Here is a 25,757-nt window from a genome sequence, read left to right as displayed (position 1 = left end):
AGTGCTTGGAAAAGCGTATGTTGCCGAGTCGAAATCTCGCAGATGGGGGGAGTGTTTCGATGCCGAACTGGAAATATGTCGGGTGGACCGAGACCAAGGGAACGGTCAACAAGACCGGCGGGAAGACGGTCAAACACTTCCTCTGGGGCGACCGGGTGGACGTGCTGGAAGAAGACGGGGACCGCTCCCGTGTGCGCGGGCGGCACCGCTGGAAAACCTGCTGGATGGACAGCGCGGCCTTGCAGGGCGAACCGCTGCTGGAGCTCTATTTCATCGACGTAGGCCAGGGCGACGGCATCCTGGTCGTCACGCCCGAGCGCAAGCACATGCTGATCGACGGCGGCTATCCCCGCTCAAAGCAGAACACCGGCAAGAGCGCGGCGGACTTCGTCGACTGGAAGTTCTACGCCGACTACGGCGAGGACACGATCCGGCTCGACGCCATGATGGCCTCGCACAACGACCTCGACCACTACGGCGGGCTCGATGACCTGCTAGACGTGGAGCAGGACGGCGAGCTCGACTGCGACCACGTGAAGGTCGACCGGTTCTTCCACGCGGGCCTGTCCTGGTGGAAAACGCCAAGCGACGACCGGACGCTGGGCGCCACGAAGAAGGTGGGCAGCAAACGCTTCTTCACGGACCTGCTGGGCGACCGCGCCGCAGCGGTTGCGCAGCTGGCCAGTGCCGCCAACCCGCGCTTGCAGGGCATGTGGGCCGACTTCATCGAAAAGCTCACGCAGGCAGAGGCGCAGGACGGCAGCGACACGGTGTTCGAGCGCCTGAGCGACAAGAGCGGCAATCTGCTCCACTTCGCCGAGCCGGACCTCGAATTCCAGGTACTCGGCCCGCTGGAATTCGACGCAGGCGGCACGCCGGGGCTGGAACGCCTGACCGGCGGCAATTCGCAGAACACCAATGGCCATTCGATCACCTTGCGGGTGGACTACAAGGGCACGCGGGTGCTGCTGACGGGCGATCTCAACCGGCGCAGCCAGAAGCTGCTGCTGGCAGGATACGAGGGGCGCGAGGCCGTGTTCATGGCCGACGTGGCCAAGGCCTGCCACCACGGCAGCGACGACGTCAGCCTCGAATTCCTCTCGCGCGTGAACCCCAGCGCCACGGTGATCTCGTCAGGCGACGGTGAGGGGCACGACCACCCGCGTCCGGGCATCGTCGGGGCGAGCGGCGTTACCGGCTACCTCACGATCAAGGACGACCAGGTGCTCACCCCGCTGGTCTATTCAACCGAAACGGCACGTTCGGTCTCGATGGGCGAGCCGACCAGGATCGAGGTGAAGCAATCTGGCGGCACCGATTTCGAACTTACCGGCAACGACTTCGCCAACTCGGTCATGCATTTCGAGGAAACCAAGCCGGGCGCCTTCGCGGCGGAGAAGAAGCACAAGGAAATGAAGCGCCTCTCGGTGGTGGCGGGGCAGGTCTACGGCCTCGTCAACGTGCGTACGGACGGCGAGACCATCGTCTGCGCGACCATGAACGAGAAGGACGGCAGCTGGGCGATCAAGAAGTTCCCCAGCCGGTTCTGAAGGTTTGCCGCTAGAGCCTGTCGTGCCCGCCGGTCGAACCGAAGCCGCCTGCACCGCGTTCGGTGGCGTCCAGTTCGTCGACCTCTTCCCACGCGCCCTGCGTTACCGGGCAGAGCACCAGCTGGGCGATCCGGTCGCCGCGCTGGATGGGGAAGTTGTCGTCCGAGAGGTTGATCATGATGACCTTGAGCTCGCCGCGATAGTCGCTGTCGATCGTGCCCGGCGTGTTGGGGACGGTCACACCGTGCTTCAGCGCCAGGCCCGAACGCGGGCGCACCTGGATCTCGTAGCCTGACGGGATCGCCACGGCGAAACCCGTGGCTACGGCATGGCGCGAACCCGGTCGCAGGATGATGTTTTCGGCGCTGACGATGTCCATGCCTGCAGCCCCGGCAGTGGCATAGGCCGGCAAGTCCAGCCCGTGGCCATGGGGCAAGCGCTTGATGCGCACGGGCACCCGGTCAGTCATTGGGGTCAGTCATCGTTGTTCAGTCGCTCCGCAATCTCTTCGATCAGCTTGGTCGCGACGTCCTGCTTGGTCATCGGGTCCCAATGCTCGACCTTGCCCTCTTTCACGAGGTGCACGTGGTTGTCGTTGCCGCCCATCACGTCACCCGAAACGTCGTTGGCGACAATCCAGTCGACGCCCTTCGACTTGCGCTTCTTGCGGGCATTGTCGACCACGTCGTTGGTCTCGGCGGCAAAGCCGACCAGCAGGTCCGGCCGCTTGGCGCTGGCGGCCACGCTGGCGAGGATATCGGGGTTCTCGGTCAGGACCAGCGCAGGCGGGGCGGCACCGCGCTTCTTGATCTTGATGTCGTTGTATTCCTTGGTGCGCCAGTCGGCGACCGCTGCTGCCATGACGGCCACGTCTACCGGCAGCGCCTCGCGCACGGCCTTGGCCATGTCCTCCGCGCTTTCCACGTCGATGCGGTCCACGCCGAGCGGGGTACGCAGGTGGACGGGGCCGGAAACCAGCGTGACCTTGGCACCGGCGGCAGCGGCGGCCGCCGCAATGGCATAGCCCTGCTTGCCGCTCGAGCGATTGGCCAGGTAGCGCACCGGGTCGATAGGTTCGTGTGTCGGGCCGGCGGTGACGAGCACGTGCTTGCCGTAGAGCGGACGGTGCTCGATGTCCTGCTCGAAGGCAGGCTGGCCAGCCAGCGGATCGAATTCGTCGGGATGCGGCGGAAGGGCCGCGGCCGGCGGAGCCGCGCCTGCGGCGTCCGGATCGCCTGGTGCCAGTGCTGCGGGCGCGATCGGGTTGACCGGCGCAGCGGCATCTTCGCCCTCGAATGGCTGCGGGGCTTCCTGCCGCGCGTTGACTTCGTGGTTGATCGCCTCGCGGTCGGTCGGCGGCGCAGCCTTGGCCTTGCCCTTGGTCGGAATCAGGTGCTCGACACCCGAATAATCGGGCTCCGGCAAATCAGGTCCGACGACCGTGCCTTCGGGGATTTCGCCGTCGAAGAGTTCCTCGTCCTCAAGCTCATCCTTGCGCGGGGTGGAACGCGGGATGATGCTGGCGAGCATGCCGGCCAGGCCGCCGGGGTGGTCCCCGCCGATGTCCGCACCTTCATCGTCTTCACCGGCTTCGATACCGCGCAGGTAATCCTCGATCTCCGCTCCCACGGCACCCGGATCGAGGCCGAGCATGTCGGCGATCTCGAGCCAGACCATTTCCGGTTCGGGCAGCCGCCCGGGACCAAATTCGCCGCAGGCCATGGCGCCTTCGTCGGGCTGCATGACGCGCACGCCAGATTCGCGCAGCCAGTCGATATTGCGCTGGGTCGCCTCGTGCTGCCACATCTTCACGTTCATCGCCGGCACGACCAGCACCGGCTTGTCGGTGGCGAGGATCAGCGTGGTGGCGAGGTCATCCGCGATACCCGCGCTCATCTTGGCCATCAGGTCTGCCGTGGCGGGGCAGACGACCACGAGGTCAGCCTCGCGCGACAGCTGGATATGGCCGATCTCGGCCTCGTTCTTGAGGTCCCACAGCGAGGTGAAGACCTGGTTGCCGGACAGCGCGGCCAGCGCCATGGGCGTGACGAATTGCGCCCCGCCCTCGGTGAGCACGCAGGAACTGCTGCCGCCCGCCTTGGCAATAAGGCGGACAAGCTCGCACGACTTGTAAGCGGCGATACCGCCACCCACCACAAGGAGGATGCGGGGATTGGTCGAGTTTTCCTCCCGTTCCTTCACGTCGATCTGCTGCTGCAACATCGGATAACCATCACGCTCAATAGTCCAAGCATACCTGATGGCAAATGATGGTTAACTTTGCCTTTCTCTTCGCCGGATTGCCGAGGCTAGGTCCGCCAGCGCGCGCGGTGCAAGGGCGAGACCGGCGAAATAGGCGGGCAGAACCAATTGCGCCCAGTAGAAGTTCTCTGGCCGCGCGAACAGGGCCAAGGCGAAAAACATGCCGAAAAACCACAGGGTGGCGAAGAGACCAAGCCGCCCGCCCAGCCCCAGCCAGCCGACCAACGGCAGGAGGGCAAATGGCGCGGCCAAGGTCACTGGCAGCACCAGCAAGGCGGTGAGGCGCGACATGGCCATCAGCGGCAGGGCCGGCCCCAGCATGCCGTCCCACCCTTGCGAGGGCGCATCGCCCGCCTGCCGATAGGCCTCCACGCCAAGGTAATGCAGGTACATGCCCACGGCGAATGCCAGCAGCAGCACGGTGAGCGCCGCGACCTCGCGCCAGCGCCTCTCCAGCATGGCAAAGGCCAGCCAAAGCAGCACGAAAGGCGCCGCCAGTTCGCGCACGGCGAGCGCCAGGGCAGCAGCCAGCAGCGACGGCCACCAGCGCTGCGGCGTGTAAAGCACGAAGGCCAGCGTCAGCAGCATGCCCGCAAGCACCTCGTGGACATAGCCCGATTGCGATCCAGCCACAGCTGCCCCGCCCAGCGCCAGCATCACGACGGCAGCAGTGCGCTCCAGCGGATCGCTTCGCCCCTCCAACCGCTGGTGGAGGCCCCACAGGCACGCGAGCAGCAGCAGCATCGACACGATCCGCACCCCGCTCGCGCCGATCACGCTGTGCAGCCAGGCCAAGGTCGGCAATCTCACGGTGACAAAGGGCCGCGTCGGGTAATTGCGCGTGCGCTGCTCGTCCACTGCGGCTTCGTAATAGCTCTCGCCCGCCGCGACGCGCTCGGAAATGCGCTGGTAAAGCGCGCGGTCGCCTTCGCTTTCGCTGGCCTCGGCGCGGGTGACCTCCGCCTGTTCGACCGGTGCGACGGCAAAGGAACTCCATACCACGCTCGCCACCAGCAGGGCGATCAGGCCCGCGGCAGCCCAACGTGGCAAGCGCGCCAGCGGGCGTCCGAGGCCGTTCCACCAAGTCAGCGGGTTGCTCATGACATGTGTCTGGACCGGGCGTAACAAAGCCTCAACCGGTGCCGGGGGATTTCCCCAGTCCTCAGCCCAGCCATCCGGCCAGGGTCGCGCCCCAGACGGCAGCGCCGCCCACGGCAGCAGCCGCGACATAACCCAGCCACCCGCGGCCCGTGCGCTGGCGGCGTTCCCACACCAGCTCGATCTCGGGCAGCGGCGGCGGTTCGGGCGCACCGCCCTTTGCAGGGAAGCGGTCCTCGATCCGGCGCACGAGGTCGGGGATGCGCATCAGCGTATCGAAATCGGTACGCAAACGGTCGGCAATCGCGGCTTCCGGCCCCAGTTCGTCGCGGATCCAGCTGCGCACATAAGGCGCGGACACGTCCCACATGTTGATCTGCGGGTGCAACTGGGTGGCGATGCCTTCGACCATCACCATGGTTTTCTGCAGCAGCAGCAGGTGCGGCTGGGTCTGCATGTCGAAGTCGCGGGTAATGGCGAACAGGCCGTCGAGCATCTGCCCCACCGACAGTTCGCTCACCGGCTTGCCGCGCATGGGCTCGCCCACCGCGCGCAGGGCCGTCGCGAACTCGTCGACCGAATGGTAACTCGGCACATATTGCGCTTCGAAATGGATTTCGGCGACGCGTTTGTAGTTGCCCGTGGTCAGGCCGTAGAGGATTTCCGCCAGCCACTGCCGCGCGCGGCGGTCGATGCGGCCCATGATGCCGAAGTCGATGGCAACGATCGTGCCGTCCTTCTGCACGAACAGGTTCCCCTGGTGCATGTCGGCATGGAAGAAGCCCGCGCTGATCGCCTGGGTGAGGAAAGCGAGTACCAGCCGCTTGGCGAGGTCAGGCAGGTCATGGCCCGCGGCAATCAGGTCGTCGACCCGCGAAATCTTGATGCCGTCGATCCACTCGATCGTCATCACCCGGCCATTGGTGCGGCCCCAGTCGATCTCCGGGATGCGGTAGCCTTCGATGCCGCGCATGCCCTGCGCCAGTTCGCTGGCCGAAGCCGCCTCGCGCCGCAGGTCCAGTTCGCGGTTGGTCCAGCGCTTGAAGTTGGCAATGGTCAGGCGCGGACGCAGGCGCTGGGCCTCGCCGCCCATGGCCTCGAGGTGCGCGGCGGCCCACTCATAGGTGGCAATGTCGCGTTCGAAGCGTTCACGGATGCCCGGACGCAGCACCTTGATGGCAACGGTCTTGCCTTCGGTGGTGACGCCCCGGTGCACCTGCGCGATGGAGGCTGCACCGACCGGCACCGGGTCGATTTCGCTGAACAGCGCGTCGATGGGCTTTTCGAAACTCGCCGCAATGGCCGCCTCGATCTGCTCGTAGGGCACCGGCGGCAGGCTGTCCTGCAGGCTCAGCAGGTTCTTCGCGGCTTCCTCGCCGACAAGGTCAGGACGCGTGGCCAGCGTCTGGCCCAGCTTGATTGCGGCGGGACCGATGGCCTGGAAGGCACCGGCATAGTCAGGCTCGGCAGGCTGGATCGTCCCGAAGCGGGCAATACGACACAGCCGCTTGACCGGCGGTGGCGTGTTGGGATCGCGCTCGATCCCGCGCAAAGCGCCATGCCGCGCAAGGATACGGCCCCATCGCAGGAGCCGGAAGATATGCGTCGAAGGACGGGTCACCCTATACCTTCCACCCCGAATGGATGTTCACCGCGCCGCCGAGGATCTTCTCGACCCGCGTCCGCGCAAAGCCCGCGTCGCGGATCATGCCCTCGAACACAGGCGGCTTGGGGAAGCGGCGGATCGATTCGGCGAGGTAGCGGTAGCTCTCCTCGTCATTGGCGATCATCTTGCCGATCTTGGGCATCAGCCTGTGCGAATAGAGGTCGTAGACTTCCTTGAAGCCAGGCCAGTCGGTGGTGCTGAACTCCATGCAGTAGAAGCGACCGCCGTACTTCAGCACGCGGTGCGCCTCGCGCAGGGCCTTGTCGATGTGGGTGACGTTCCGGATGCCGAAGACGATGGTGTAGGCATCGAACTGCTTGTCCGGATAGGTCAGCTCTTCGGCGTTCTGGCACGACCACGACAGGCCGTCGATGCCGCGCTCCATCGCGCGCTCGATACCGACATCGAGCATGTCCTGGTTGATGTCGGCCACCACCACTTCGGCGCCCTTGGCGGCCATGCGGAAGGCAATGTCGCCCGTGCCGCCGGCCATGTCGAGAATCGCCTCGCCCGGCTGCGGTTTCACGCGGCGGACGAACTGGTCCTTCCACAGGCGGTGCATCCCGCCGGACATGGCATCGTTCATGATGTCGTACTTGCGCGCGACATTGGAGAAGACCGCGCCAACGCGCTGGGTCTTTTCTTCCGGGGCGACGTCTTCGTAGCCGAAGGAGACCTTTTCGCTCATGGCGGGCGCCTTAGCGGCTGGTGCCGCGCTGTTCCAGCGAAACAGGCACAGGCAATGCGCGGTCAATCGGCGGGCGGCGCATAGACGTAGGGAGCCAGGTGGGCGAGGAAGTCCAGCTTGCCGACATTCACGCCGTTTGCGCGCAGGATGGCATAGGCCATGCTGGCGTGGAAATAGACGTTGGGCAGTACGAAACCGCACAGGTAAGTCTGTGCATCGAACTTCATCCCGCCGCCGTTGGGAAACTTCAGCTCGATCTCGCGGGTGATCCCGGCATCGACCGCGGCCGGATCAAGGCTCTCGAGGAAGGCGATGGTCTTGTCGCAACGATCCTTCAGTTCAGCAAAGCTGGCTTCGGTGTCGGGCATGGCAGGAGCCTCGATGCCGGTCAGCCGCGCGCCGCAGCCCTTGGCACTGTCGGATACCAGCTGAACCTGCTTGGGCAGAGGATACATGTCCGGGGCCAGCCGCGCCTCCATCAGCGCCGCCTCGTCGCCCTCCGCCGCGGCCTTGTCGAGCCAGGCCTTGATGTTGGTGAGAGTGGCGATGAACACGGGAACGGTCGACTGGTATGCAGACATGGCAGGTATCCTCTCTGGATGTTGCCTGCCGCAAGTAGGGTGCAGCGGCATGATGGACAAGGCGGCGGCAGCACCTTACCGCGGCGGCCATGCCGGAGCTTCCCGAAGTCGAAACCACCGTCCGCGGCCTGGCGCGCCTCCTTGACGGTGCGCGCATCGAACGCGTGGTGCTGAACCGGCCCGACATGCGCTTTCCTTTCCCCGACGGACTTGGGCAGGCGTTGACTGGAGCCACGGTGACCAGCCTCGGGCGGCGCGCGAAATACGGACTGCTCCACACCGATCGCGACCAGTCGATGATCTTCCACCTCGGCATGAGCGGGCGCTGGCGGATCGACCCGGGCGAGCCCGACAAGCACGACCACCTTGTTCTGGAAACCGCCAGCAATCGCTTCGCGCTGAACGACCCGCGCCGGTTCGGCTACGTCGACCTGGTCGATACCGGGGCCCTCGACCTCTGGCCGGCTTTCGCCGCCATGGGGCCGGAACCACTGGGTGATGCGCTGACGGTCGAACACCTGCGCAGCGCCATCAAGGGCCGCAAGCAGGCGATCAAGCTGCTGCTGCTCGACCAGCACGTGGTGGCGGGCCTCGGCAATATATATGTGTGCGAGGCGCTGCACAGCGCCGGCATCCATCCGCGCAAGGCCGGCGGCAAGGTCTATCGTCCCGCACTGGAGAAGCTGGTGCCCGCGATCCGCGACGTGCTGGAGCAATCGATTCGCGATGGCGGCTCCACCCTGCGCGACTATGCCCAGCCCGACGGCGCGCTCGGCTATTTCGCCACCCGCTTCCTGGTCTACGGCCGCGAGGGCGAGACTTGCATGTCCTGCGACGACGGTACGATCCGCCGCATCGTCCAGGGCGGGCGCAGCAGCTGGTTCTGCCCCAATTGCCAGAGGTAGGAGAATCCTTGACCTTTGCGGCAACACGAACTAGTTGCGCCGCTTTCCGGCAGGACTCCTGCCGATTCCGCTATTAGCAGAACAGGATTTCACGGGCGGCGCCGCTGCTCGAAACGAGGACAGACATGGCCAATACGCTGCAAGCCAAGAAGCGCATCCGTCGCAACAACAAGCGCGCCGAAATCAACGGTGCCCGCAAGAGCCGCATCCGCGGCTTCGTGAAGAAGGTCGAAACGGCCTGCACCGAAGGCGACAAGGCTGCTGCCGAAGCTGCGCTGAAGGTCGCCCAGCCCGAGCTCGCCAAGGGCGTGGCCAAGGGTGTGCTGCACAAGAACACTGCTGCCCGCAAGATGAGCCGCCTCTCCAAGCGAGTCGCTGCTCTCTGATTCGGGTTCCGGCGAGCCGATTCGGCTCCGCCGGTGGCGAATTTTCGGAACGGAAATAGAACGGGGTCGGTGGGTTTTCCACCGGCCCCGTTGGCTTTTGCGGTGTCGACGATTGTGCACTTGCAACAAGTCTAGGGAATCCCGCGATTCGCGGGACTGTCACAAACTTTTCCTCACTTTTCAGAAGCTTCAACGCAAGGCTGCGGGACAGCGGCGAGTCAACGCCAAAAAATTAAATATTTTTGACACGCCCCACTTGAGGTTCGCAGCGAACCCTTCATAACGGAAATCAGGTCGCGGCACATGCCGCTACGACCTTCAACAGACGAGTTTTCGACAGGCAAGTCGGTGCGCGCCTTGGGCGAGCACCGGGAGGGCAGTTTTTGCCTGAATCCGAGGCTCCTCTGGGGTCATTGACCAGTCGCAAGGCGAAGATCGGGATTTTGGGGAAGATGATTCGGATGGGACCTCAAGGCGGACGTGGAAACGCGGCAAAGGGCGAGGGTATAGAAAGCAACATGGAAGAGCAGCAGGCGATCGACCTCGCAGCGGACTGGGCTGACATCAGCCAGGGTCTGCGAAAGGACCTCGGCCACCAGCTCTTCATGCAGTGGATCAAGCCGATCCAGCTGGGCAAGCTCGATCCGGAAACCGGAACGCTCGACCTGTTCCTGCCCAGCGAATTCGCTGCCGGCTGGGTGGAAGACCGCTATCATGATCGCCTGTCGCTCGCCTGGAAGATCGCCAGCAGCGAAGTGCGCCACATCGCCATCAAGGTGCATCCGGGTCGCCGCAAGATCGCTGACCTCGACCTGCGCGGCCAGGACGGCTTCGGCCACCGCGCCGCCAACGACGCCACGCTGGCCATGGAATCGATCGGCGACGACGGCTTCACCGCCAGCGTCGGCCTCGACCCGACGCAGACCTTTGCCGCTTTCGTGACCGGCAGCACCAACGTGCTCGCCAAGAACGCGGCAGAGCGCATGGCCAAGCCGGAAAAGCCGCAGTTCAGCCCGCTCTACCTCAAGGCCGCCACCGGCCAGGGCAAGACGCACCTGATGCATGCCATCGGCCACGCCTACCTGCAGACGCACCCGCGGGCGCGCATCTTCTACTGCAGCGCGGAACGCTTCATGGTGGAGTTCGTCCAGGCGCTCAAAGCCAACGAGATGATGGAGTTCAAGTCACGCCTGCGCGGTTTCGACCTGCTGCTGGTGGACGACATCCAGTTCATCATCGGCAAGGCGTCGGCACAGGAAGAACTGCTCTACACGATCGATGCCCTGCTGGCCGAAGGCAAGCGGCTGGTCTTTGCTGCCGACCGTGCGCCGCAGGCGCTCGACGGTGTCGAACCGCGCCTGCTCAGCCGCCTGTCGATGGGCCTTGTTGCAGACATCCAGCCCGCCGATATCGAACTGCGCCGCGCAATCCTCGAATCGAAGCTGACCAAGTTCGCACCGCTGGAAGTGCCGGGCGACGTGATCGATTTCCTCGCCCGCACCGTGTCGCGCAACGTGCGTGAGCTGGTGGGCGGCCTCAACAAGCTGATCGCCTATGCCCAGTTGACCGGGCAGGAAGTTTCGCTCCAGCTCGCCGAAGAGCAGCTGACCGATATCCTCTCGGCCAACCGCCGCCGTATCACCATCGACGAGATCCAGCGCACGGTCTGCCAGTTCTACCGCATCGACCGCAGCGAGATGTCGTCGAAGCGCCGCGCCCGCGCCGTTGTGCGTCCGCGCCAGGTGGCCATGTACCTCGCCAAGGTGCTGACCCCGCGCTCCTACCCGGAAATCGGCCGCAAGTTCGGTGGCCGCGATCACTCGACGGTTATCCACGCCGTGCGCCTGATCGAGGACCTGCGCCAACGCGATGCCGACATGGACGGCGACGTGCGCAGCCTGCTCCGCCAGCTCGAAAGCTAGGAAACACAGCTACCGGCGGCGCGGCCTTGCCTCGTCGCCGGACCAGGCGTTTTCGACAGGCACTCCACCGTCATTCCACAGAATTGTCCACGGGCTGCACCCCCAGCCTGTGCACCGACAATGCACAGGCTTGTCCGCAGTCGGTCCACTGGCTTGTCGACAAGCCCGCGACGTGCGGCCAACCGCGCGCCGGGATCTCGTGAGCGAAGGAAGCCCGGACCATTGCGAACCGGTCGGGCGCTGTTCAAGGGCGAAGGTGGGCGCTTCGTGATCGGTCCGGGCGAAGAGCAATGGGACCTGGCCATGCTGGTCGAGCAGGCCTCGCACGAATCTTTCTTCGCCTTCGCCAGCCAGCGCCGGATGAGTGACATCCTCGCGCACCGGACAGCTGCACTGGTCAATTCGCGACTGCTGCCGCTGGTTCCGCTCGCCCGGCATTTGCCTACGCCGCTTTACCCGCGCGCAATTCCCTCTAGGGAAGAGCGCCATGAGTGACCCGCACAACCCCCTGACCCCGGACCGCCTCGACCGTTTCGCGCGGCATATCGTGCTGCCCGAACTGGGCGGTGCAGGACAGGCGAAACTGGCTCGCAGCCACGTCGCGATCATCGGCCTCGGCGGCATCGGCGCGCCGGTGCTGCAATACCTTGCAGGCGCAGGTGTCGGGCATCTGACCCTGGTCGACGACGGCGATGTCGAGGTGAGCAACCTGCAGCGTCAGACGATCTATTCCACCCGCGACGTGGGCCACGGCAAGGCCGTCTCCGCGCGCCGCTGGGTCGCCAATTTCGATCGCGAATTGCAGGTCGACATATCCGACACCCGGATCGACGCCGCCAACGCCGTGCGGCTGATCGGCGATGCGCAATTGGTGATCGACGGCACGGACAATTTCGCCACCCGCCTCGCGGTATCCGATGCCTGCGTGGCGGCAGGCCTTCCGCTGCTCTCGGCTGCCGTCGGCCGCTTCCAGGGCCAGGTCGGCGCCTTTGCCGGACACCTCCCGGAAGAAGCCTGTTACCGCTGCTTTGTGGGCGATGCCTTCGACACTGACGATTGCGATACCTGCGCCGAAGATGGCGTGCTCGGCGCCATGGTCGGCTGGGTCGGAACCTTCGCCGCCATGCAAGCCGTGCGCCTGCTGGTCGAACCGCAGATGGGCCACGCGCAGTGGGGCAAGCTGTACCTGATGGACGGGCTGCAACCTGGCATGCGCCCGCTCAACATTGCCAAGGACCCGGCCTGCGGCGCCTGCTCCAGAATAAATTGACATCAATACAGGTTTGACGGACAGTTCCCGCTCCAAGGGGCGTCCTCAAATTTGTTTTGATGGGTCGCCCGTCCCTTGGCTGAAGCAAGCCACTCACCGGTTTGCGTTCCAAACAGGGGAAAACACCATGAAGAAGTTATTGATTGCCAGTGCTGCGATGGCGCTGGCTGCGACCGCATTTGCCTCGCCTGCCCAAGCTCAGTTGCGCGAATTCGAGGATTACGAATATTCCGATTCGGTTGTCGAGCTGACCACCGTTCGCGTCGAGCCGGGGCAGATGGACACCTATCTCGAAGGCCTCCGTCAGACCTGGGTAGCTGGCAACGAGGTGGCCAAGGAACTGGGCCACATCACCGACTACGGCATCTACGCCAACATGGCACCGGGCGGCGATGCATTCCATCTGCTCCTGGTGATCGAATTCCCGGGCGAGAACCTGCAACCCTCACGCGCACGCTATGACGAATTCATGGCTGCATGGGGTGAAGCAAACATGCAGAGCTCGAACGAGACCGTCGTGAATGTCTACAACGAGATCCGCGAGATCGGCGGCGTCTATCTGACCCGCGAAATCGAAATGATCGACTAGGCCATGCGAGGCTGCCGGCCTCGGGTCGGCAGCCTCATCGCATCCTGTTCCCGAACACCACTTCCACGCGCATCTGGCCTGATGCTGGCCGCCGGCCAAAGCCTGGTGGTGCCGACTAGTCCGACATCTCGTTGCGCAGGAAAGCGGCGCGATCGAACTGGAGTTCGGTCGGCAAGGCCACTTCCGGATCCGACGTATTCGCGCGCGCGCAGCGTGCCGCGAAGCGCCGCATTGCAAGCCATCTGCTCGTCCCTGAGCAGCGCGTTCCACCGCGTTCCTGCGGCCATCCGCGAATAGTAGTTCGCCAGTTCGCGCTTGAAGTTCGCGTCGTCGATCGAACCGAGCGCGCCCGTGCTGATCATCTCGTCATAGGTCGTCGAATTGGCCTGCGGGATACAGGCATAGCCGGCCAGCAGGAAGGAGGTGAGCAGATCGCCGTTGCTGACTTCCGCGACGCCGGGATCGCCTTCGATTGCTGTTTCGTCCAGTTCGTCGGTCATGGCCAGGTCAGCCTAAAACCTCTTCGATCCAGGCGGGCACCAGCTCGCTTGCCTCGCCGAGCCGCGTCTCGTCGAAATTGCGGCTGCCGAGGCTTTCCTCGAGATTGAGTTCCAGCGTGCGCGCGCCGGCGAGGTTGGCTTCCTGCACGAAGCCTGCGGCCGGGTAGACCGCGCCGCTCGTGCCGATCGACACGAACATGTCCGCCCGCGCGATGGCGGCGAAGATTTCCGGCATGCGGTAGGGCATCTCGCCGAACCACACGATGTCGGGGCGCATGGCCACCTCGCCGCAGGCGGGGCACGACGGAGAATCGCGTAGTGTGCCGGTCCAGCGGTGGCGCGCATCGCAGGACTGGCACCAGACGGAAAGTCCCTCGCCATGCATGTGCAGCACGCGCCTCGCTCCGCCGCGTTCGTGCAGGTCGTCGATGTTCTGGGTGACGATCAGCAGCTCACCACTCCATTCGGCATCCAGCCGCCCCAGTGCCTCGTGCGCGGCATTGGGATGTGCGGCGAGGATGCCCGCGCGCCGCTCGTCATAGAAGCGCTGGACGAGGTCCGGATTGCGGGCAAAGCCTTCGGGCGTTGCGACCTCCTCCACCGGGTGGTCTTCCCACAGCCCATCCTCTGCGCGAAAAGTTCGCAGGCCGCTTTCGGCGGAAATACCGGCACCAGTCAGGATCACTATGTTGCGGATGTCGCTCATGGCGCGCATGAAGCACACAGGGGACTGGCCCTCAAGCAGCGAAGCGGCAGGGCAGGCAGGAGATCCAGGAGTAGCAATGGTTCGTATCGGAATTATCGGCAGCGCGGGGCGCATGGGACAGGCGCTTGCAGAAGCGATCCCCGCAGCAGGGCACGAACTGTCCGGCGGGGTCGACAAGGGTGGCGATGTCGCCGGTCTCGCCGATGCCAGCGACGCGCTGGTGGACTTTTCCGGACCGGCCGCGCTGAAGGACAACCTCCACGCCGCCATCGGAGCGGGCATCCCGATCCTGATCGGCACGACGGGCCTTTCGGCAGAGCATCACACCGTGATCGACAATTCGGCGCGCGCCATTCCGGTGCTGCAAACCGGCAATACCTCGCTGGGTGTCACCCTGCTCGCCCACCTCGTGCGCGTGGCGGCGGCGCGGCTTGGCCCGGACTGGGATATCGAGGTGCTGGAGATGCACCACCGCATGAAGGTCGACGCGCCTTCGGGCACCGCCCTGCTGCTGGGTGAAGCGGCCGCGCAGGCGCGCGGGATCGACCTTGACACCAACAGCGAAAGCGGACGTGACGGTCACACCGGACAGCGCGCCGAGGGTGCCATCGGCTTTGCCGCCCTGCGCGGCGGCACCGTGGCGGGCGAACACTCGGTCATCTTCGCCGGCGAGCAGGAGCGGATCACACTCAGCCACTCGGCAGAGAACCGCATGATCTTTGCCAATGGTGCCATTCGCGGGGCTGAATGGCTGATCGGCAAGGCTCCGGGACGCTACACGATGGAGGACGTGCTGGGGCTCTGACGGGCGCGGCCAGGGGGAGATGACATGGTTGCAGGCCGGGTAGATATCGAGACGCAGGCGTGGCTCGACAGGCTAAGTTCGGACGAGCTGGCGCTGGCGCGCGACTATACCACCGGCAATCACTGGCTGATCCTTGTCGGCCTGCTGGTGTCTGCACTGGTGACCTGGATCATTGTGCGTTCGGGCGTGCTCGACCGCTTCTACCGCAAGCTGGAGAAACGCAGCTGGGCCTTGCGCACACTGCTGGTGGCCGGACTGTTCATCGTGGTCGAAACCCTGCTGACGCTGCCGCTGACCCTTTACCAGAACTGGTGGCGCGAAAGCGAATACGGCCGCACCAGCCAGCCGCTGGGCGACTATCTCGGCCAGTGGGCCATATCCTTCGTGCTGGGCGTGGTGGTGCTGTCGGTCTTCCTGCTCGCGGTCTACTGGCTGATCCGCAAGGCGGGCCGCTTCTGGTGGGCCTGGGGTGGCGGGCTGGTGGCGGGCTTCATGGCCTTCTTGCTGCTGCTCTCGCCGACCCTGATCGAGCCATTGTTCAACCAGTACGAGCCGATCCCCGAAGGCGAGGTGCGCGATGCCGTGCTGGAACTGGCCGCCGAGGCGGGCGTGCCGGAAGACCGCGTCTTCATGTTCGATGGCTCGCGCCAGTCGAACAACTTCACCGCCAATGTTTCGGGCGTCGGCTCCTCGGCGCGGATCGCCATTTCGGACGTGGCCATGGACCAGGCCTCGCTCGACGAGGTGAAGGCCGTGACCGGGCACGAGATCGGCCACTATGTGCTGGGCCACATCTGGCGTTCTGTGGCCGTTCTCGCCGTGCTGGCTATTGCCGGCCTGTGGCTGGCGGCGCGGATCTACCCGTGGTTCGCCCGCCAGTTCGGCACCGACGTGCCGCTGGAGGACATTCGCAGCCTGCCCGTCTTCCTGTTCGTGATCGGGCTGCTGGGCACGCTGGCAGACCCCGTCACCAACGCCATGACCCGCATGGGTGAGACCGAGGCGGATGCCTATTCGCTGGAACACGCCAGGTTGCCCGACGCACTGGCGGGGGCGCTGATCAAGACTGCCGAATATCGCTATCCGCTGGCAGGGCCGGTGGAGGAGGCGCTGTTCTACACCCACCCCACCGTCGAGAACCGCATTCGCGCGGCGATGGAGTGGAAATGGCGCAATTTGCCCGACGGCACGGAATCGGAGTAACGTCTGGGCATGGGGGCATTTCGCAAACACCTGCACAACCAGCTGTTCGTCGGGGCGCTGCCTGACGGGCGACTGACGCTCACCAACAAGCTGCTGATCCTGGTGATCCTGCTGGCCGTGGCGACCGCCGCCCTGGCGACCGAGCCGGGCATCGCCGCCAACTGGCACGAGGCGTTCCTGGTGATGGAACTGGCCTTCGGCGTGATCTTCCTGCTGGAATATCTTGCCCGCGTGTTTGCCGCGGCAGAGGAGCCGGGCGAAAGTTCCGCCTGGGCCAAGCGCTGGCGCTTTATCCGCTCGCCCATCGGGCTGATCGACCTTGCCGTGGTCGTGTCCACGCTGATGCCGCTCATTGCTGCCGATGCAGCCATGTTGCGCACGATCCGGCTAGTGCGGGTGCTGGCGGTGATGAAGTTCGGCCGCTTCAACCGCGCGCTGAAAGAGGTGTGGGGTGCGGTCACCGATCGCGCCGACGACCTGATCGTCACCGTAGCGCTGGCCGGTATGCTGGTGCTGTTCGGGGCGACCGCGCTCTACATGACCGAAGGCGAATTGCAGCCCGAGGAATTCGGCTCTATCCCGCGCGCGCTCTGGTGGTCTGTCATCACCCTGACCACTGTCGGCTACGGCGATGCAGCTCCGATCACCGCGCTGGGCAAGTTCTTCGCCTCGCTGCAGGCGCTGGCGGGAATCGCCCTTGTCGCCATGCCGACCGGCATCATCGCCGCTGCATTCTCCGAAGCCATGCAGCGCCGCCGTGACCAGCAGATTCGCGAAATGCGCGACCACCTCGAACGGCTCGACGAGGTCGACGAAGCGGTGGAGGCGAAGATCGCCGCGCTTGAACGCACGCGCAATCAGGGGCCATGACGCCCGGACCATGACCAAGGACCAGATTTTCGAATTCTTCCGCCGCCTGGCGGAGGACAATCCCGAGCCCGAGACCGAGCTGGAATATGGCAATGCCTACCAGCTTGTGGTGGCCGTGGCGCTTTCCGCACAGGCGACCGATGTCGGGGTGAACAAGGCCACTCGAGCGCTGTTCGCCAAGGTAAAGACGCCGGAGCAGATGCTCGAACTTGGTCTCGACGGGCTGATCGAGCACATCAAGACCATCGGCCTGTTCAACTCCAAGGCGAAGAACGTCATCGCACTCTCGCAAATGCTGATCGACGATTACGGCGGCGAAGTGCCGGACACGCGCGAAGACCTCGTCCGCTTGCCGGGCGTGGGGCGCAAGACCGCCAATGTCGTGCTCAACTGCTGGTTCAGGCAGGAGACCTTCGCGGTCGATACTCACATCCTGCGCGTCGGCAACCGCACCGGCCTCGCCAAGGGCAAGACGCCCGAGCAGGTGGAGGCCAAGCTGGAAAAGCGCGTACCCCAGCCCTTCCGCCTGCATGCCCACCACTGGCTAATCCTGCACGGCCGCTACACCTGCAAGGCGCGCACGCCGGAATGCTGGCGCTGCAACCTCGTGGACCTTTGCAGTTACAAGAAGAAGGTGACGGAAGCTCCGAAAGGGCGCAAATAGCTATCGGGCGCGCACGGGGAGGGAACAGGGAATGGGCAACCTCGATTTCGGCAATCCGGTATTTGCAACCTATGCGATCAGTGCGGGAAGCATGATCCTGCTGGTAGTGGCGACGGCGTGGATCACCGTCGTCCAGATGATGCGGCACAAGGGCGGGTTCCGCGCGCCGGAGGATCTCAGGAAGACTCCGCTCAATCCGGCGCCCGACCCCAGCCAGACGGCCCCGCTGGAACCAGTGGAGCGCTTCCGGAGGATCATGCAGAACCACCTGGAGAACATCCCGTTCTTCCTCGTCGCGGGCTTCCTGTTCGTGCTGACAGATCCCTCCGTGCAACTCGCTCAGTGGTTGCTCTTCGGATACGCGGCGTCGCGAGTGCTCCATTTCTTCGCCTATGCCAGCGCCCAGGTGCACGACATCCGGGCGACCTTCTGGACAGTTGGCTCGGCAATCATCATCGCGATGACCGTCATGGTCATCAGTGCGGCGATTTCCGCCCTCTGATCGATCCCCGCCGGTATTTTTTGATCTCGCGCATGGTTTGCACGGTGCAGGCTGGCATGATGCAGTGGGGAGAGATGCGATGAACACAGCGACCAAGCCTGCGCCCGTGCACGTGGCGGACGACCTGTCCGCTGCCGACCTGCGCGCGGCGCTCGCCGCCGGGTGGCGCGATTTCCTCGCGCACCCGCTCTACGGCATGTTCTTCGGTGCGATCTACGCGGTGACTGGTTCGCTGGTCGCCTATGCGCTGTTATGGCGCGGCGAGGCAGGCTGGCTCGTCCCGATCACGGCAGGCTTCCCGCTCATCGCTCCCTTTGCCGCCGTGGGCCTCTACGAAGTCAGCCGCCGCCGCGAGCAAGGCGAGCCGCTGTCTTGGGGCGCGGTGCTTGGCGCGCTGCGGGGGCGCGGGGACGAGCAATTGCTGATGATGGGCGGCTTCGTCTTCGTCGCCTTCAGCTTCTGGGTGATCATCGCCCACGCCATCTTCGCTATCTTCATGGCCGAAAGCGGCATGGGCGGAGAATCGCTGGAAGCGCTGCTGTCGCCAACCGGCCTCACCATGCTGGGTGTCGGCACGGCAGTGGGCGCGGTGCTAGCGTGGTTCTTCTACACCATCACCGTGATCAGCCTGCCCATGCTGGTGGACCGCGACATCGACTTCATCAGCGCGATCATCGCCAGCGTGCAGGCGGTGAAGCGCAACACGGGCGTGATGCTGGGATGGGCGGTAATCATTGCCACGACCTTGGCCGTCGCGATGATCCCGCTGTTCCTGGGACTGCTGGTGGTGCTGCCGGTACTGGGCCACGCGACCTGGCATCTCTACCGGCGCGCGGTGAGCTAGTCTTCCAGCGTCCCGGTCAGCCGCCGCCACTGCCACGTGTCGGTGTACTGCTGGAACTCCACGATCTGGTCACCTTCGACGGTGAAGACATGGACGAAGGGCGCGTCCAGCGCCTCGCCCGTTTCGCGCTGGGTGCCGGTGTAGCGGCCCTCGACCACGACGCGGTTGCCCTCGGTGGTGAACTGTTCGGGCGTGCCGGCGAAGTCGGCAAAGGCTTCGTTGATCGGGCCGAAAACGCCAGCGCCCATGGCTTCGAAACCGATATAGGGATTGCCGCCTGCGAGCGGGCTGCCTTCGGCTTCGGACCACGAGACATCTTCGGCAAGAAGGCTGGCTACCGTTTCCATGTCGCCCTCGGCAATGGCTCCGTAGAAGCCCTGCACCACTTCCGCGGCGTTGCTCGCTTCGGTTTCCTCGACAGCGGTATTGGTCTCGGCTGGCTGGCAGGCAGCCAAGCCCAATGCCGCCGCCATGATGATGGCTTTCTTCATGTATTCTCTCTCCCCAAAGCAGGCGTCAGACGTCGTCTGCGCTGATCATTTCCTCGCGGTCGATATCGCCGGTCAGGCTGGCCACGGTAGTCGCCACGGCGGCATCACCGCTGACGTTGGTAGTGGTGCGCATCATGTCCATGATCCGGTCGACACCGGCGACGAAGGCGATCGTTTCCAGCGGCACCCCGACCGCGCCGAACACCAGCGCCATCATGATCAGGCCCGCGCCCGGGATGCCCGCCGCGCCGATCGCACCCAGCGTAGCGAGGATCGAAATCAGGAAATACTGTCCCATCGTCAGGTCGACGCCGAAGATCGAGGCACCGAACAGCGTGGCGAGGCCAAGGTACATGGCCGTGCCGTTCATGTTCACCGTTGCGCCAAGCGAGATGACAAAAGCCGCTACCGAGTTGGACACACCAAGGTTCCGCTCGGCGCAGCGCAGGGTGACGGGCAGCGTGGCGTTCGAACTTGCGGTGGAATAGCTGACCGCGATGGCGTCCACGATACCGCGGAAGAAGTCGATCACCGGCAGCCGGGCGATGAACTTGATCATCGCCGAATACATCACGAGGATGATCAGCAGGCAGCCGGCGTAGTTGAGCACCACCAGCCAGCTGAGCGCCTTCAGCGCGTCGACCCCCAGGGTGCCTGCCACCCAGGCCATCAGCGCGAAGACGCCAAAGGGGGTGAGCTCCATCACCACCATGGTCACCTTCTGCATGATGATCGCGCCCGAATCGAAGATCTTCTGGACCGGTTCGCCGTCCTTGCCCGCCATCAGGATGCCCACGCCGATCAGCAGGCTGAACACGATCAGCGGCAGCACGGCGACGTCGGCCATCACCTGCACCGGGCTTTCGGGCACGATCGAAAGGATCATGTCCACCGCCGTGGTGGGATTGGGTTCGGGCGTGGGGACCGTGGGGGTGCCCAGCGTCTCGCGGTCAGGGAACAGGCCGAGGTTCACCGCCGCAGTGCCCAGTGCCAACCCCAGCCAGACGGCGATCTGGCCGGTCACGACGAACAGCAGGATGGCGCGTCCGCCGACGGCACCTAGCTTGCGCAGGTCGCCGATGGCCGCGACACCCGCGACAAGACTGAAGAAGATCAGCGGGACGACCAGCATCTTGATCGACTTGATGAAGAAGTCGCCGATCCACTTGATGCTTTCGGCTTCCGGCCCCCAGGCAAGCCCGAGGATGACACCCAGTATCAGCGCGCCGATAACGCGCTGCCACAGCGGAATGCGGAACCAGAAACCCATGGAATTCCCCTATCAGGTGACCAAAGCGGCCAGTGCGATCCGTCGGTAGATTGCCGACAGGGCTTGCAGGTCGTCAAGCGCCACGGCCTCGTCGGTCTTGTGCATGGTGGCGTTGACCAGCCCGAACTCGATCACCGGGCAGAGGTCTTTCAGGAAGCGCGCGTCGGACGTCCCGCCAGTGGTCGATGGCTCCGGGTCCACGCCCAGTTCGGCCTTCACTGCATCGGCGATGATCTGGCTGAATTCGCCCGGCGGCGTCAGGAACGGCTCGCCGCTGATGATCGGCAGGGCCGTGCCGCCGTGCCGCTCGGCGATAGCCGCGACCTTCTCCGACAGCGATGCTCCGGAGTGCTGGTCATTGAAGCGGATCGAAATGCGCGCCTTTGCCTTGCCCGGAATGACATTGTGCGCCCGGTTGGGCACGTCGATCTCGGTGATCTCGAGGTTGCTGGGCTGGAACCAGTCGGTGCCTTCGTCGAGCACCAGGGCGTCGAGCTCGGCCAGGATCGCCACCAGCTTGGGCAGCGGATTGTCGGCAAGGTGCGGATAGGCGACGTGGCCCTGCGTTCCCGCAACCTCGATCCACACGTTCACCGATCCGCGCCGCCCGATTTTCATCATGTCGCCCAGGCGATTGACGCTGGTCGGCTCGCCGACAAGACACAGGTCCGGAATCTCGCCCGCTTCGCGCATGTGGTCGATCAGGGCGCGGGTGCCGTGGAGCGCGGGGCCTTCCTCGTCACCGGTGATGATGAAGCTGAGGGTGCCCGCTTCCGGCGGAACGTCGGCAACCGCAGCGGCCATGCAGGCAATCGCGCCCTTCATGTCCACCGCGCCGCGCCCGTAGAGCAGGTCGTGACGGATTTCCGGGCCAAACGGTTCGCTCGCCCAGCCCTCGCCCGGCGGGACGACGTCGACATGCCCTGCAAAGGCAAAGTGCCTGCTGCCTGCGGGACCACGGCGGATCGCGAACATGTTCTCGACCGCTTCCTCGTCGCTGCCTGCCGGGCCGTCGCCGCGGGTGAAGCGGTGCACGGCAAACCCCAGCGGAGCGAGCATGGCCTCCAGCGCATCGAAGACCGGCCCGCGCGCAGGTGTCACGCTTTCGCAGGCGATCAGGCGCTTGGCATTGTCGAGTGCGTCGGTCATCCTGAGCCAGCTAGCAGGAGTGCCGCCAAATGCCCAAGCTCGAACTGGAATCCATCCCCCAAACCAATGCCACCGGCTATCCGCCGCCGCATAACGAGGCTGTGAAGGAGCGCTGGTACAGGCGGCTTGGCGCTCCGGCAGGGTTGACCGACCTTGCTGCCAGCCACGTGGTGTTGAAGCCGGGTGCATGGTCCTCACAGCGCCACTGGCACGCAGAGGAAGACGAGATGGTCGTCATGCTGTCGGGTGAAGCCGTGCTGGTGGAGGACGAGGGAGAGACGATCCTGCATCCCGGCGACATTGCCGCCTGGCCAAAGGGTGTGCGCAACGGACACGTGCTGCAGAACCGGTCGGACAGCGACTGTGTCTTCGTCGCCCTCAGCGCCGGTGACACCGCCGCCGACTATGGCGAGTATCCGGATATCGACATGAAGTTCGAGCGTGCCACGGGCTTCACCCGCAAGGACGGCACACCCTTCTAGCCGGGCACCGCGTCAGTCGGCGGCGCTGACCTCGAACTGCGAGATCGTCCATTCTTCGGCCATCGCAGAATCGACCCACTCCTGCATCCAGTCGTGCTCCCACAGCGCCTGCATGTAGGCCGTGGCGAAACCCGGCACGTTGATGCCGTAGGTGATGAACCGGCTGACGATGGGCGCGTAGAAGATGTCTGCCGCACTGAAGGTGCCGAACAGGAAGGGGCCGCCCTTGCCGAAACGTGCGCGGGCCTCGGCCCACAGGCCCAGGATACGCACGATATCGGCCTGGGTCTGGTCCTGCAGCTCCACGCCCACGCGGGCGCGGATGTTCATCGGGCAATTGCGCCGGAGCGACAGATAGGACGAATGCATTTCCGCCACCATGGCGCGCGCCATGCCGCGGGCATCGTCGGGCTTGGGCCAGAAGCGGTCGCGGCTCACCTTGTCGCTGAGGTATTCGAGGATGGCGAGGCTGTCCCACACCACCACGTCGCCGTCCCACAGCACCGGCACCTTGCCGGCGGACGGCTGGAATTCGCCGTTCTGGCTCTTCATCGCCTGCCAGTCGTCGCCGTCGATGTGGACCGTCAGTTCGTCGAAATGCAGCCCGCTCTGCTTGGCCGCCAGCCAACCGCGCAGTGACCAACTGGAATAGTTCTTGTTGCCGATAATCAGCTTCATCGAAGTTCCTGCCCCTATTCGCGGCGGGCACTAGCCGTTCAGCCCAAAGCTGTCGAGCATGAACAGGCAGGCAGTCTTCTAAAGGATGCATAAGGGTAGTTACGCCGTCTTATTGCCGCTTTGTTAACCATCGTATGGCAAACAGGCGGCTGTCCCGCGTCATGATCGCGCGTCGTAAAGGTGAATTGTGGTCGAACAGGCCTCCAAATCACGAAATCGGGCCGGCAGGCTCGAACGCGTCCGCCACGTTGCGTGGGCAGGGGGAATTGCGCTTGTTTTACTGATACTTACCATCTTCCAGCCGATCGACCAGTTGGGCTGGACGGTACAGTCCCGGATCGCCTCGGAAAGTGCTTCCGGCGACATCGTCTTTGTCGGCTCCGACGCCGATTTGTCCGATCCTGAACAACCGCGCGGACGCCAGCAACTTGCCCACTTGCTCGAGCGGCTCGATGAGGCGGGAGCTGCCGCGGTCTACGTTGGCTACGTCTTCGACCGCCCATCCAATCCCGCCACCGACAGCGAGTTGAACGCGGCACTGCGCAATTTTTCGGGCGAAGCTTACCTGGTCCGCGACCTTGAGACCAACCTCAATGGCCAGCTTGAGCTGACAGACAACGTGCCGACGATTGGCGACGGAGTAACACAGGTCGCTTCCCGCGGCTGGGCGAACTATTTCGGCTATATCTGGGAAATGCCTTACCGCGTCGAGCACGGCGGCGAAGACCTGCCAAACTTGCCCACGCAGATTGCCGGAATTGAGCACGACGGGTCAGAAAACTTCCCGATCAACTATGCGTTCGAACTCGAGTCCATCCCCACCTATCGATTCTCGGACCTCGCCCAAGGCAAGGAGTCATTTACTGCCTTGCACGGCAAGACCGTAGTTATCGGCACAAGCGCCCGTGAGGCTGTGCAAGGACGCAATATTCCCGGCCATATTGCCGTACCGCCCGCCATGGTTTCAATCTACGCGGCGGAAACACTCAAGGCCGGGCACACGCGTTACTTCGGTGGCCTCCTGGCCCTGATCCTGGCCGTCGGCGCCCTGTTGCTGGCCGCAGTCATCCGACCGCAAGGCCCTCGCTATGCGGCCTATGCCGCGATCATCGCTGCCATTCCCATGGCTCTGATCGCCAGCGCGCACATGGGCGCGCGTGTCAGCGTAGCCGATGCTGCGGTGATGCTGACGATCTTCGGCTATTACCGCATGCGCACCTCGTGGAAGCAAAAGCTGCGCCTGGTCGATGCCGAAACCGGCCTGCCAACCTTTGCCGCGCTGGAAACCGACAATGAGGTTGCCGAACTGGTCCCGGCAGTGATCGTTGCCAAGATCCACCGCTTCGAGGAAGTACGTCGCACCCTGCCCGCCGAACTGCACGCCGACTACACGCTGGCGATCACTGCCCGACTGCGCGCCGCAACCCAGGACGCCACGATCTATCTTGGCCAGGGCCACCTGATCGCCTGGACCATGCCGGAGAAGGACCCTGCCCTCCTGCGCGAGCACCTCGAAGGCTTGCGCGCGCTGTTCTCCTCCCCGCTGATCGTGGGTAACGAGCAGGTCGACGTCGGCATTACCTTCGGTATCGACATCAGTCCCAGCCCGGCCGTGGCCCGCCGTCTGGCTGCCGCCGTCGCCGTGGCCGAGAAGACCACCGAGACCTTCGAGCCCATCGCCATTGCCGACACGGCTTCGCAGGAAGACCTGATCTGGAACATCTCGCTGCAAGCACGCATCGACGCGGCGCTGGCCAATGGCGAGATCTACCTCGCCTACCAGCCCAAGATCATGGTCCAGACCGGCGAGATCGTCGGCGCCGAAGCGCTGGTGCGCTGGAACGATCCGGTAAAGGGCCACATCCCGCCGGACTACTTCATCCGCCAATGCGAGACTGCCGGCCGCATGAGCCAGCTAACCCGCTTTGTACTCGAAGAAGCCTGCGAGGCCGGCAACGCTTTCAAGGCCGCCGGGCTCAACCTGCCGATCGCGGTGAATATCTCGGCCACGCTGCTGCATGAGCGTTCGATCGTGCAGATGGTCTCTGAAGTGCTTGCCCGCAGCGGCTTCGAGCCGCACCACCTGACGCTGGAGATCACCGAGACCTATCGCATCTCCAACCTTGACCTCGCGGCGGAGATCCTCGGCGAGCTGAAGGCTCTCGGGGCAAAGATTTCGATGGACGATTTCGGAGTCGGCGCGGCTAGTCTCGAGGCCCTGCTCCGCCTGCCCTTCTGCGAGCTCAAGATCGACCGGCTCTTTATCGCGCCGATGACTCACGATCCCAAGGCGTTGGGGATCGTCCGTTCCGTCCTGCAGATGGGGAAGGAACTGCGAATCATCGTCGTTGCAGAAGGGGTTGAAGATGCCGGAACGTTAACCCTTTTGCGTGATTCGGGCTGCCAAGTGGCCCAGGGATTCGCAATTTCCAAGCCCGTGACATACGATAAAATCCTGCAATTTCATGCCTCTAGCGAAATTCAAACATTAAAGAACATGGTTTAGACTTTACAAACAGAAATGGTTAACCCATAAAAATCCTAAGCAATTAGGAGATTTATCATGGGTCGGAGCATTTGGGATTGGCTGTTCGGCGGCAAAGAAGGCTAAGTCGAACCAGCTTCTGAATTGAAAAAGGCGCCGCAAGGCGCCTTTTTTGTTGCCTGGAAACAGGC

General features: G+C 64.3%; 27 protein-coding genes. 15 read left to right on the top strand and 12 right to left on the bottom strand.

Features of this window, described 5'->3' with window-relative positions; genetic code table 11:
- The first annotated feature begins 59 nt into the window (after positions 1–59).
- Complete coding sequence (locus AAEO60_RS00705; protein WP_341671724.1) at positions 60–1,550, top strand: ComEC/Rec2 family competence protein; 1,491 nt, start codon at positions 60–62, stop codon at positions 1,548–1,550.
- Between the two features lie 10 nt (positions 1,551–1,560).
- On the opposite strand, the gene dut is transcribed toward AAEO60_RS00705, so the two are convergent.
- From dut to AAEO60_RS00675, 6 genes are all read right to left on the bottom strand, one after another.
- Positions 1,561–2,019, bottom strand: coding sequence for a dUTP diphosphatase (dut, locus tag AAEO60_RS00700; RefSeq protein WP_341671723.1), 459 nt, complete (start codon positions 2,017–2,019; stop codon positions 1,561–1,563).
- 5 nt (positions 2,020–2,024) lie between these two features.
- Entirely contained in the window at positions 2,025–3,773 is a 1,749-nt protein-coding gene (locus AAEO60_RS00695) for a bifunctional phosphopantothenoylcysteine decarboxylase/phosphopantothenate synthase (protein ID WP_341671722.1), read from the bottom strand.
- Between the two features lie 51 nt (positions 3,774–3,824).
- On the bottom strand, positions 3,825–4,913 hold the full coding sequence (locus AAEO60_RS00690; RefSeq protein WP_341671721.1) for a hypothetical protein: 1,089 nt from the start codon (positions 4,911–4,913) through the stop codon (positions 3,825–3,827).
- Positions 4,914–4,974: 61 nt separating this feature from the next.
- The gene (gene ubiB, locus AAEO60_RS00685; RefSeq protein WP_341671720.1) at positions 4,975–6,531 is read right to left on the bottom strand and encodes a 2-polyprenylphenol 6-hydroxylase; all 1,557 of its coding nucleotides are present in this window, start codon (positions 6,529–6,531) and stop codon (positions 4,975–4,977) included.
- 1 nt (position 6,532) lies between these two features.
- Entirely contained in the window at positions 6,533–7,264 is a 732-nt protein-coding gene (locus AAEO60_RS00680) for a class I SAM-dependent methyltransferase (RefSeq protein WP_341671719.1), read from the bottom strand.
- A gap of 62 nt (positions 7,265–7,326) precedes the next feature.
- On the bottom strand, positions 7,327–7,845 hold the full coding sequence (locus AAEO60_RS00675) for a DUF1993 domain-containing protein (RefSeq protein WP_341671718.1): 519 nt from the start codon (positions 7,843–7,845) through the stop codon (positions 7,327–7,329).
- A gap of 89 nt (positions 7,846–7,934) precedes the next feature.
- On the opposite strand from AAEO60_RS00675, the gene mutM reads away from it, so the two are divergent.
- From mutM to AAEO60_RS00645, 6 genes are all read left to right on the top strand, one after another.
- On the top strand, positions 7,935–8,750 hold the full coding sequence (gene mutM / locus AAEO60_RS00670) for a bifunctional DNA-formamidopyrimidine glycosylase/DNA-(apurinic or apyrimidinic site) lyase (protein ID WP_341671717.1): 816 nt from the start codon (positions 7,935–7,937) through the stop codon (positions 8,748–8,750).
- A 125-nt stretch (positions 8,751–8,875) separates the two neighbouring features.
- Positions 8,876–9,136, top strand: coding sequence for a 30S ribosomal protein S20 (gene rpsT / locus AAEO60_RS00665; RefSeq protein ID WP_341671716.1), 261 nt, complete (start codon positions 8,876–8,878; stop codon positions 9,134–9,136).
- 518 nt (positions 9,137–9,654) lie between these two features.
- Complete coding sequence (gene dnaA, locus AAEO60_RS00660) at positions 9,655–11,058, top strand: chromosomal replication initiator protein DnaA (protein WP_341671715.1); 1,404 nt, start codon at positions 9,655–9,657, stop codon at positions 11,056–11,058.
- A 222-nt stretch (positions 11,059–11,280) separates the two neighbouring features.
- Positions 11,281–11,553, top strand: coding sequence for a hypothetical protein (locus tag AAEO60_RS00655; RefSeq protein WP_341671714.1), 273 nt, complete (start codon positions 11,281–11,283; stop codon positions 11,551–11,553).
- Positions 11,546–12,328 carry a HesA/MoeB/ThiF family protein gene (locus AAEO60_RS00650; RefSeq protein WP_341671713.1) on the top strand — a complete coding sequence of 261 codons (783 nt, stop codon included), beginning with the start codon at positions 11,546–11,548 and terminating at the stop codon, positions 12,326–12,328. The genes AAEO60_RS00655 and AAEO60_RS00650 overlap by 8 nt, the downstream gene beginning before the upstream one ends.
- Before the next feature lie 127 nt (positions 12,329–12,455).
- Positions 12,456–12,917 (top strand): hypothetical protein, encoded by a 462-nt coding sequence (locus tag AAEO60_RS00645; RefSeq protein ID WP_341671712.1) that lies wholly within the window; start codon positions 12,456–12,458, stop codon positions 12,915–12,917.
- Here AAEO60_RS00645 and AAEO60_RS00640 read toward each other — a convergent pair.
- Complete coding sequence (locus AAEO60_RS00640) at positions 12,914–13,417, bottom strand: hypothetical protein (protein WP_341671711.1); 504 nt, start codon at positions 13,415–13,417, stop codon at positions 12,914–12,916. The two genes, AAEO60_RS00645 and AAEO60_RS00640, sit on opposite strands and share 4 nt — an antisense overlap.
- Positions 13,418–13,424: 7 nt before the next feature.
- Positions 13,425–14,123 carry an NAD-dependent deacylase gene (locus AAEO60_RS00635; protein WP_341671710.1) on the bottom strand — a complete coding sequence of 233 codons (699 nt, stop codon included), beginning with the start codon at positions 14,121–14,123 and terminating at the stop codon, positions 13,425–13,427.
- 76 nt (positions 14,124–14,199) lie between these two features.
- Here AAEO60_RS00635 and dapB point away from each other — a divergent pair, with 76 nt between their 5' ends.
- The 6 genes from dapB to AAEO60_RS00605 all read left to right on the top strand — a co-directional run bounded on the left by dapB (position 14,200) and on the right by AAEO60_RS00605 (position 19,011).
- Positions 14,200–14,928: a 4-hydroxy-tetrahydrodipicolinate reductase gene (dapB, locus tag AAEO60_RS00630; protein WP_341671709.1), complete on the top strand. Its 729-nt coding sequence runs from the start codon at positions 14,200–14,202 to the stop codon at positions 14,926–14,928.
- Between the two features lie 24 nt (positions 14,929–14,952).
- Positions 14,953–16,131, top strand: coding sequence for a M48 family metallopeptidase (locus AAEO60_RS00625; protein WP_341671708.1), 1,179 nt, complete (start codon positions 14,953–14,955; stop codon positions 16,129–16,131).
- Positions 16,132–16,140: 9 nt separating this feature from the next.
- A complete protein-coding gene (locus AAEO60_RS00620; RefSeq protein WP_341671707.1) occupies positions 16,141–17,001 on the top strand; it encodes an ion transporter in 861 nt (286 codons plus the stop codon).
- A 10-nt stretch (positions 17,002–17,011) separates the two neighbouring features.
- The gene (gene nth, locus AAEO60_RS00615) at positions 17,012–17,665 is read left to right on the top strand and encodes an endonuclease III (RefSeq protein ID WP_341671706.1); all 654 of its coding nucleotides are present in this window, start codon (positions 17,012–17,014) and stop codon (positions 17,663–17,665) included.
- Positions 17,666–17,696: 31 nt separating this feature from the next.
- A complete protein-coding gene (locus AAEO60_RS00610; protein WP_341671705.1) occupies positions 17,697–18,167 on the top strand; it encodes an MAPEG family protein in 471 nt (156 codons plus the stop codon).
- 79 nt (positions 18,168–18,246) lie between these two features.
- Positions 18,247–19,011: a DUF2189 domain-containing protein gene (locus tag AAEO60_RS00605; protein WP_341671704.1), complete on the top strand. Its 765-nt coding sequence runs from the start codon at positions 18,247–18,249 to the stop codon at positions 19,009–19,011.
- On the opposite strand, the gene AAEO60_RS00600 is transcribed toward AAEO60_RS00605, so the two are convergent.
- From AAEO60_RS00600 to dapE, 3 genes are read right to left on the bottom strand one after another with little or no spacing between them, the layout of a single operon-like run.
- Positions 19,008–19,502, bottom strand: a complete 495-nt coding sequence (locus AAEO60_RS00600) for a nuclear transport factor 2 family protein (protein WP_341671703.1) — start codon at positions 19,500–19,502, stop codon at positions 19,008–19,010. The two genes, AAEO60_RS00605 and AAEO60_RS00600, sit on opposite strands and share 4 nt — an antisense overlap.
- A gap of 25 nt (positions 19,503–19,527) precedes the next feature.
- Positions 19,528–20,772 (bottom strand): dicarboxylate/amino acid:cation symporter, encoded by a 1,245-nt coding sequence (locus AAEO60_RS00595; protein WP_341671702.1) that lies wholly within the window; start codon positions 20,770–20,772, stop codon positions 19,528–19,530.
- A gap of 12 nt (positions 20,773–20,784) precedes the next feature.
- Positions 20,785–21,921, bottom strand: a complete 1,137-nt coding sequence (gene dapE, locus AAEO60_RS00590; RefSeq protein ID WP_341671701.1) for a succinyl-diaminopimelate desuccinylase — start codon at positions 21,919–21,921, stop codon at positions 20,785–20,787.
- Between the two features lie 29 nt (positions 21,922–21,950).
- Here dapE and AAEO60_RS00585 point away from each other — a divergent pair, with 29 nt between their 5' ends.
- Positions 21,951–22,403 carry a cupin domain-containing protein gene (locus tag AAEO60_RS00585; RefSeq protein WP_341671700.1) on the top strand — a complete coding sequence of 151 codons (453 nt, stop codon included), beginning with the start codon at positions 21,951–21,953 and terminating at the stop codon, positions 22,401–22,403.
- A 12-nt stretch (positions 22,404–22,415) separates the two neighbouring features.
- Here the strand turns inward: AAEO60_RS00585 and AAEO60_RS00580 are convergent, their stop codons facing one another.
- Positions 22,416–23,081 carry a glutathione S-transferase family protein gene (locus AAEO60_RS00580; RefSeq protein ID WP_341671699.1) on the bottom strand — a complete coding sequence of 222 codons (666 nt, stop codon included), beginning with the start codon at positions 23,079–23,081 and terminating at the stop codon, positions 22,416–22,418.
- A 187-nt stretch (positions 23,082–23,268) separates the two neighbouring features.
- Here AAEO60_RS00580 and AAEO60_RS00575 point away from each other — a divergent pair, with 187 nt between their 5' ends.
- Positions 23,269–25,587 carry an EAL domain-containing protein gene (locus AAEO60_RS00575; RefSeq protein ID WP_341671698.1) on the top strand — a complete coding sequence of 773 codons (2,319 nt, stop codon included), beginning with the start codon at positions 23,269–23,271 and terminating at the stop codon, positions 25,585–25,587.
- Positions 25,588–25,757 lie beyond the last annotated feature (170 nt).

This window comes from Aurantiacibacter gilvus (assembly GCF_038289935.1).
GTDB lineage: Bacteria > Pseudomonadota > Alphaproteobacteria > Sphingomonadales > Sphingomonadaceae > Alteraurantiacibacter > Alteraurantiacibacter gilvus.
The sequence above is the reverse complement of the archived record's forward strand: the minus strand, read 5'-3'. Positions and strand labels throughout refer to the sequence as shown.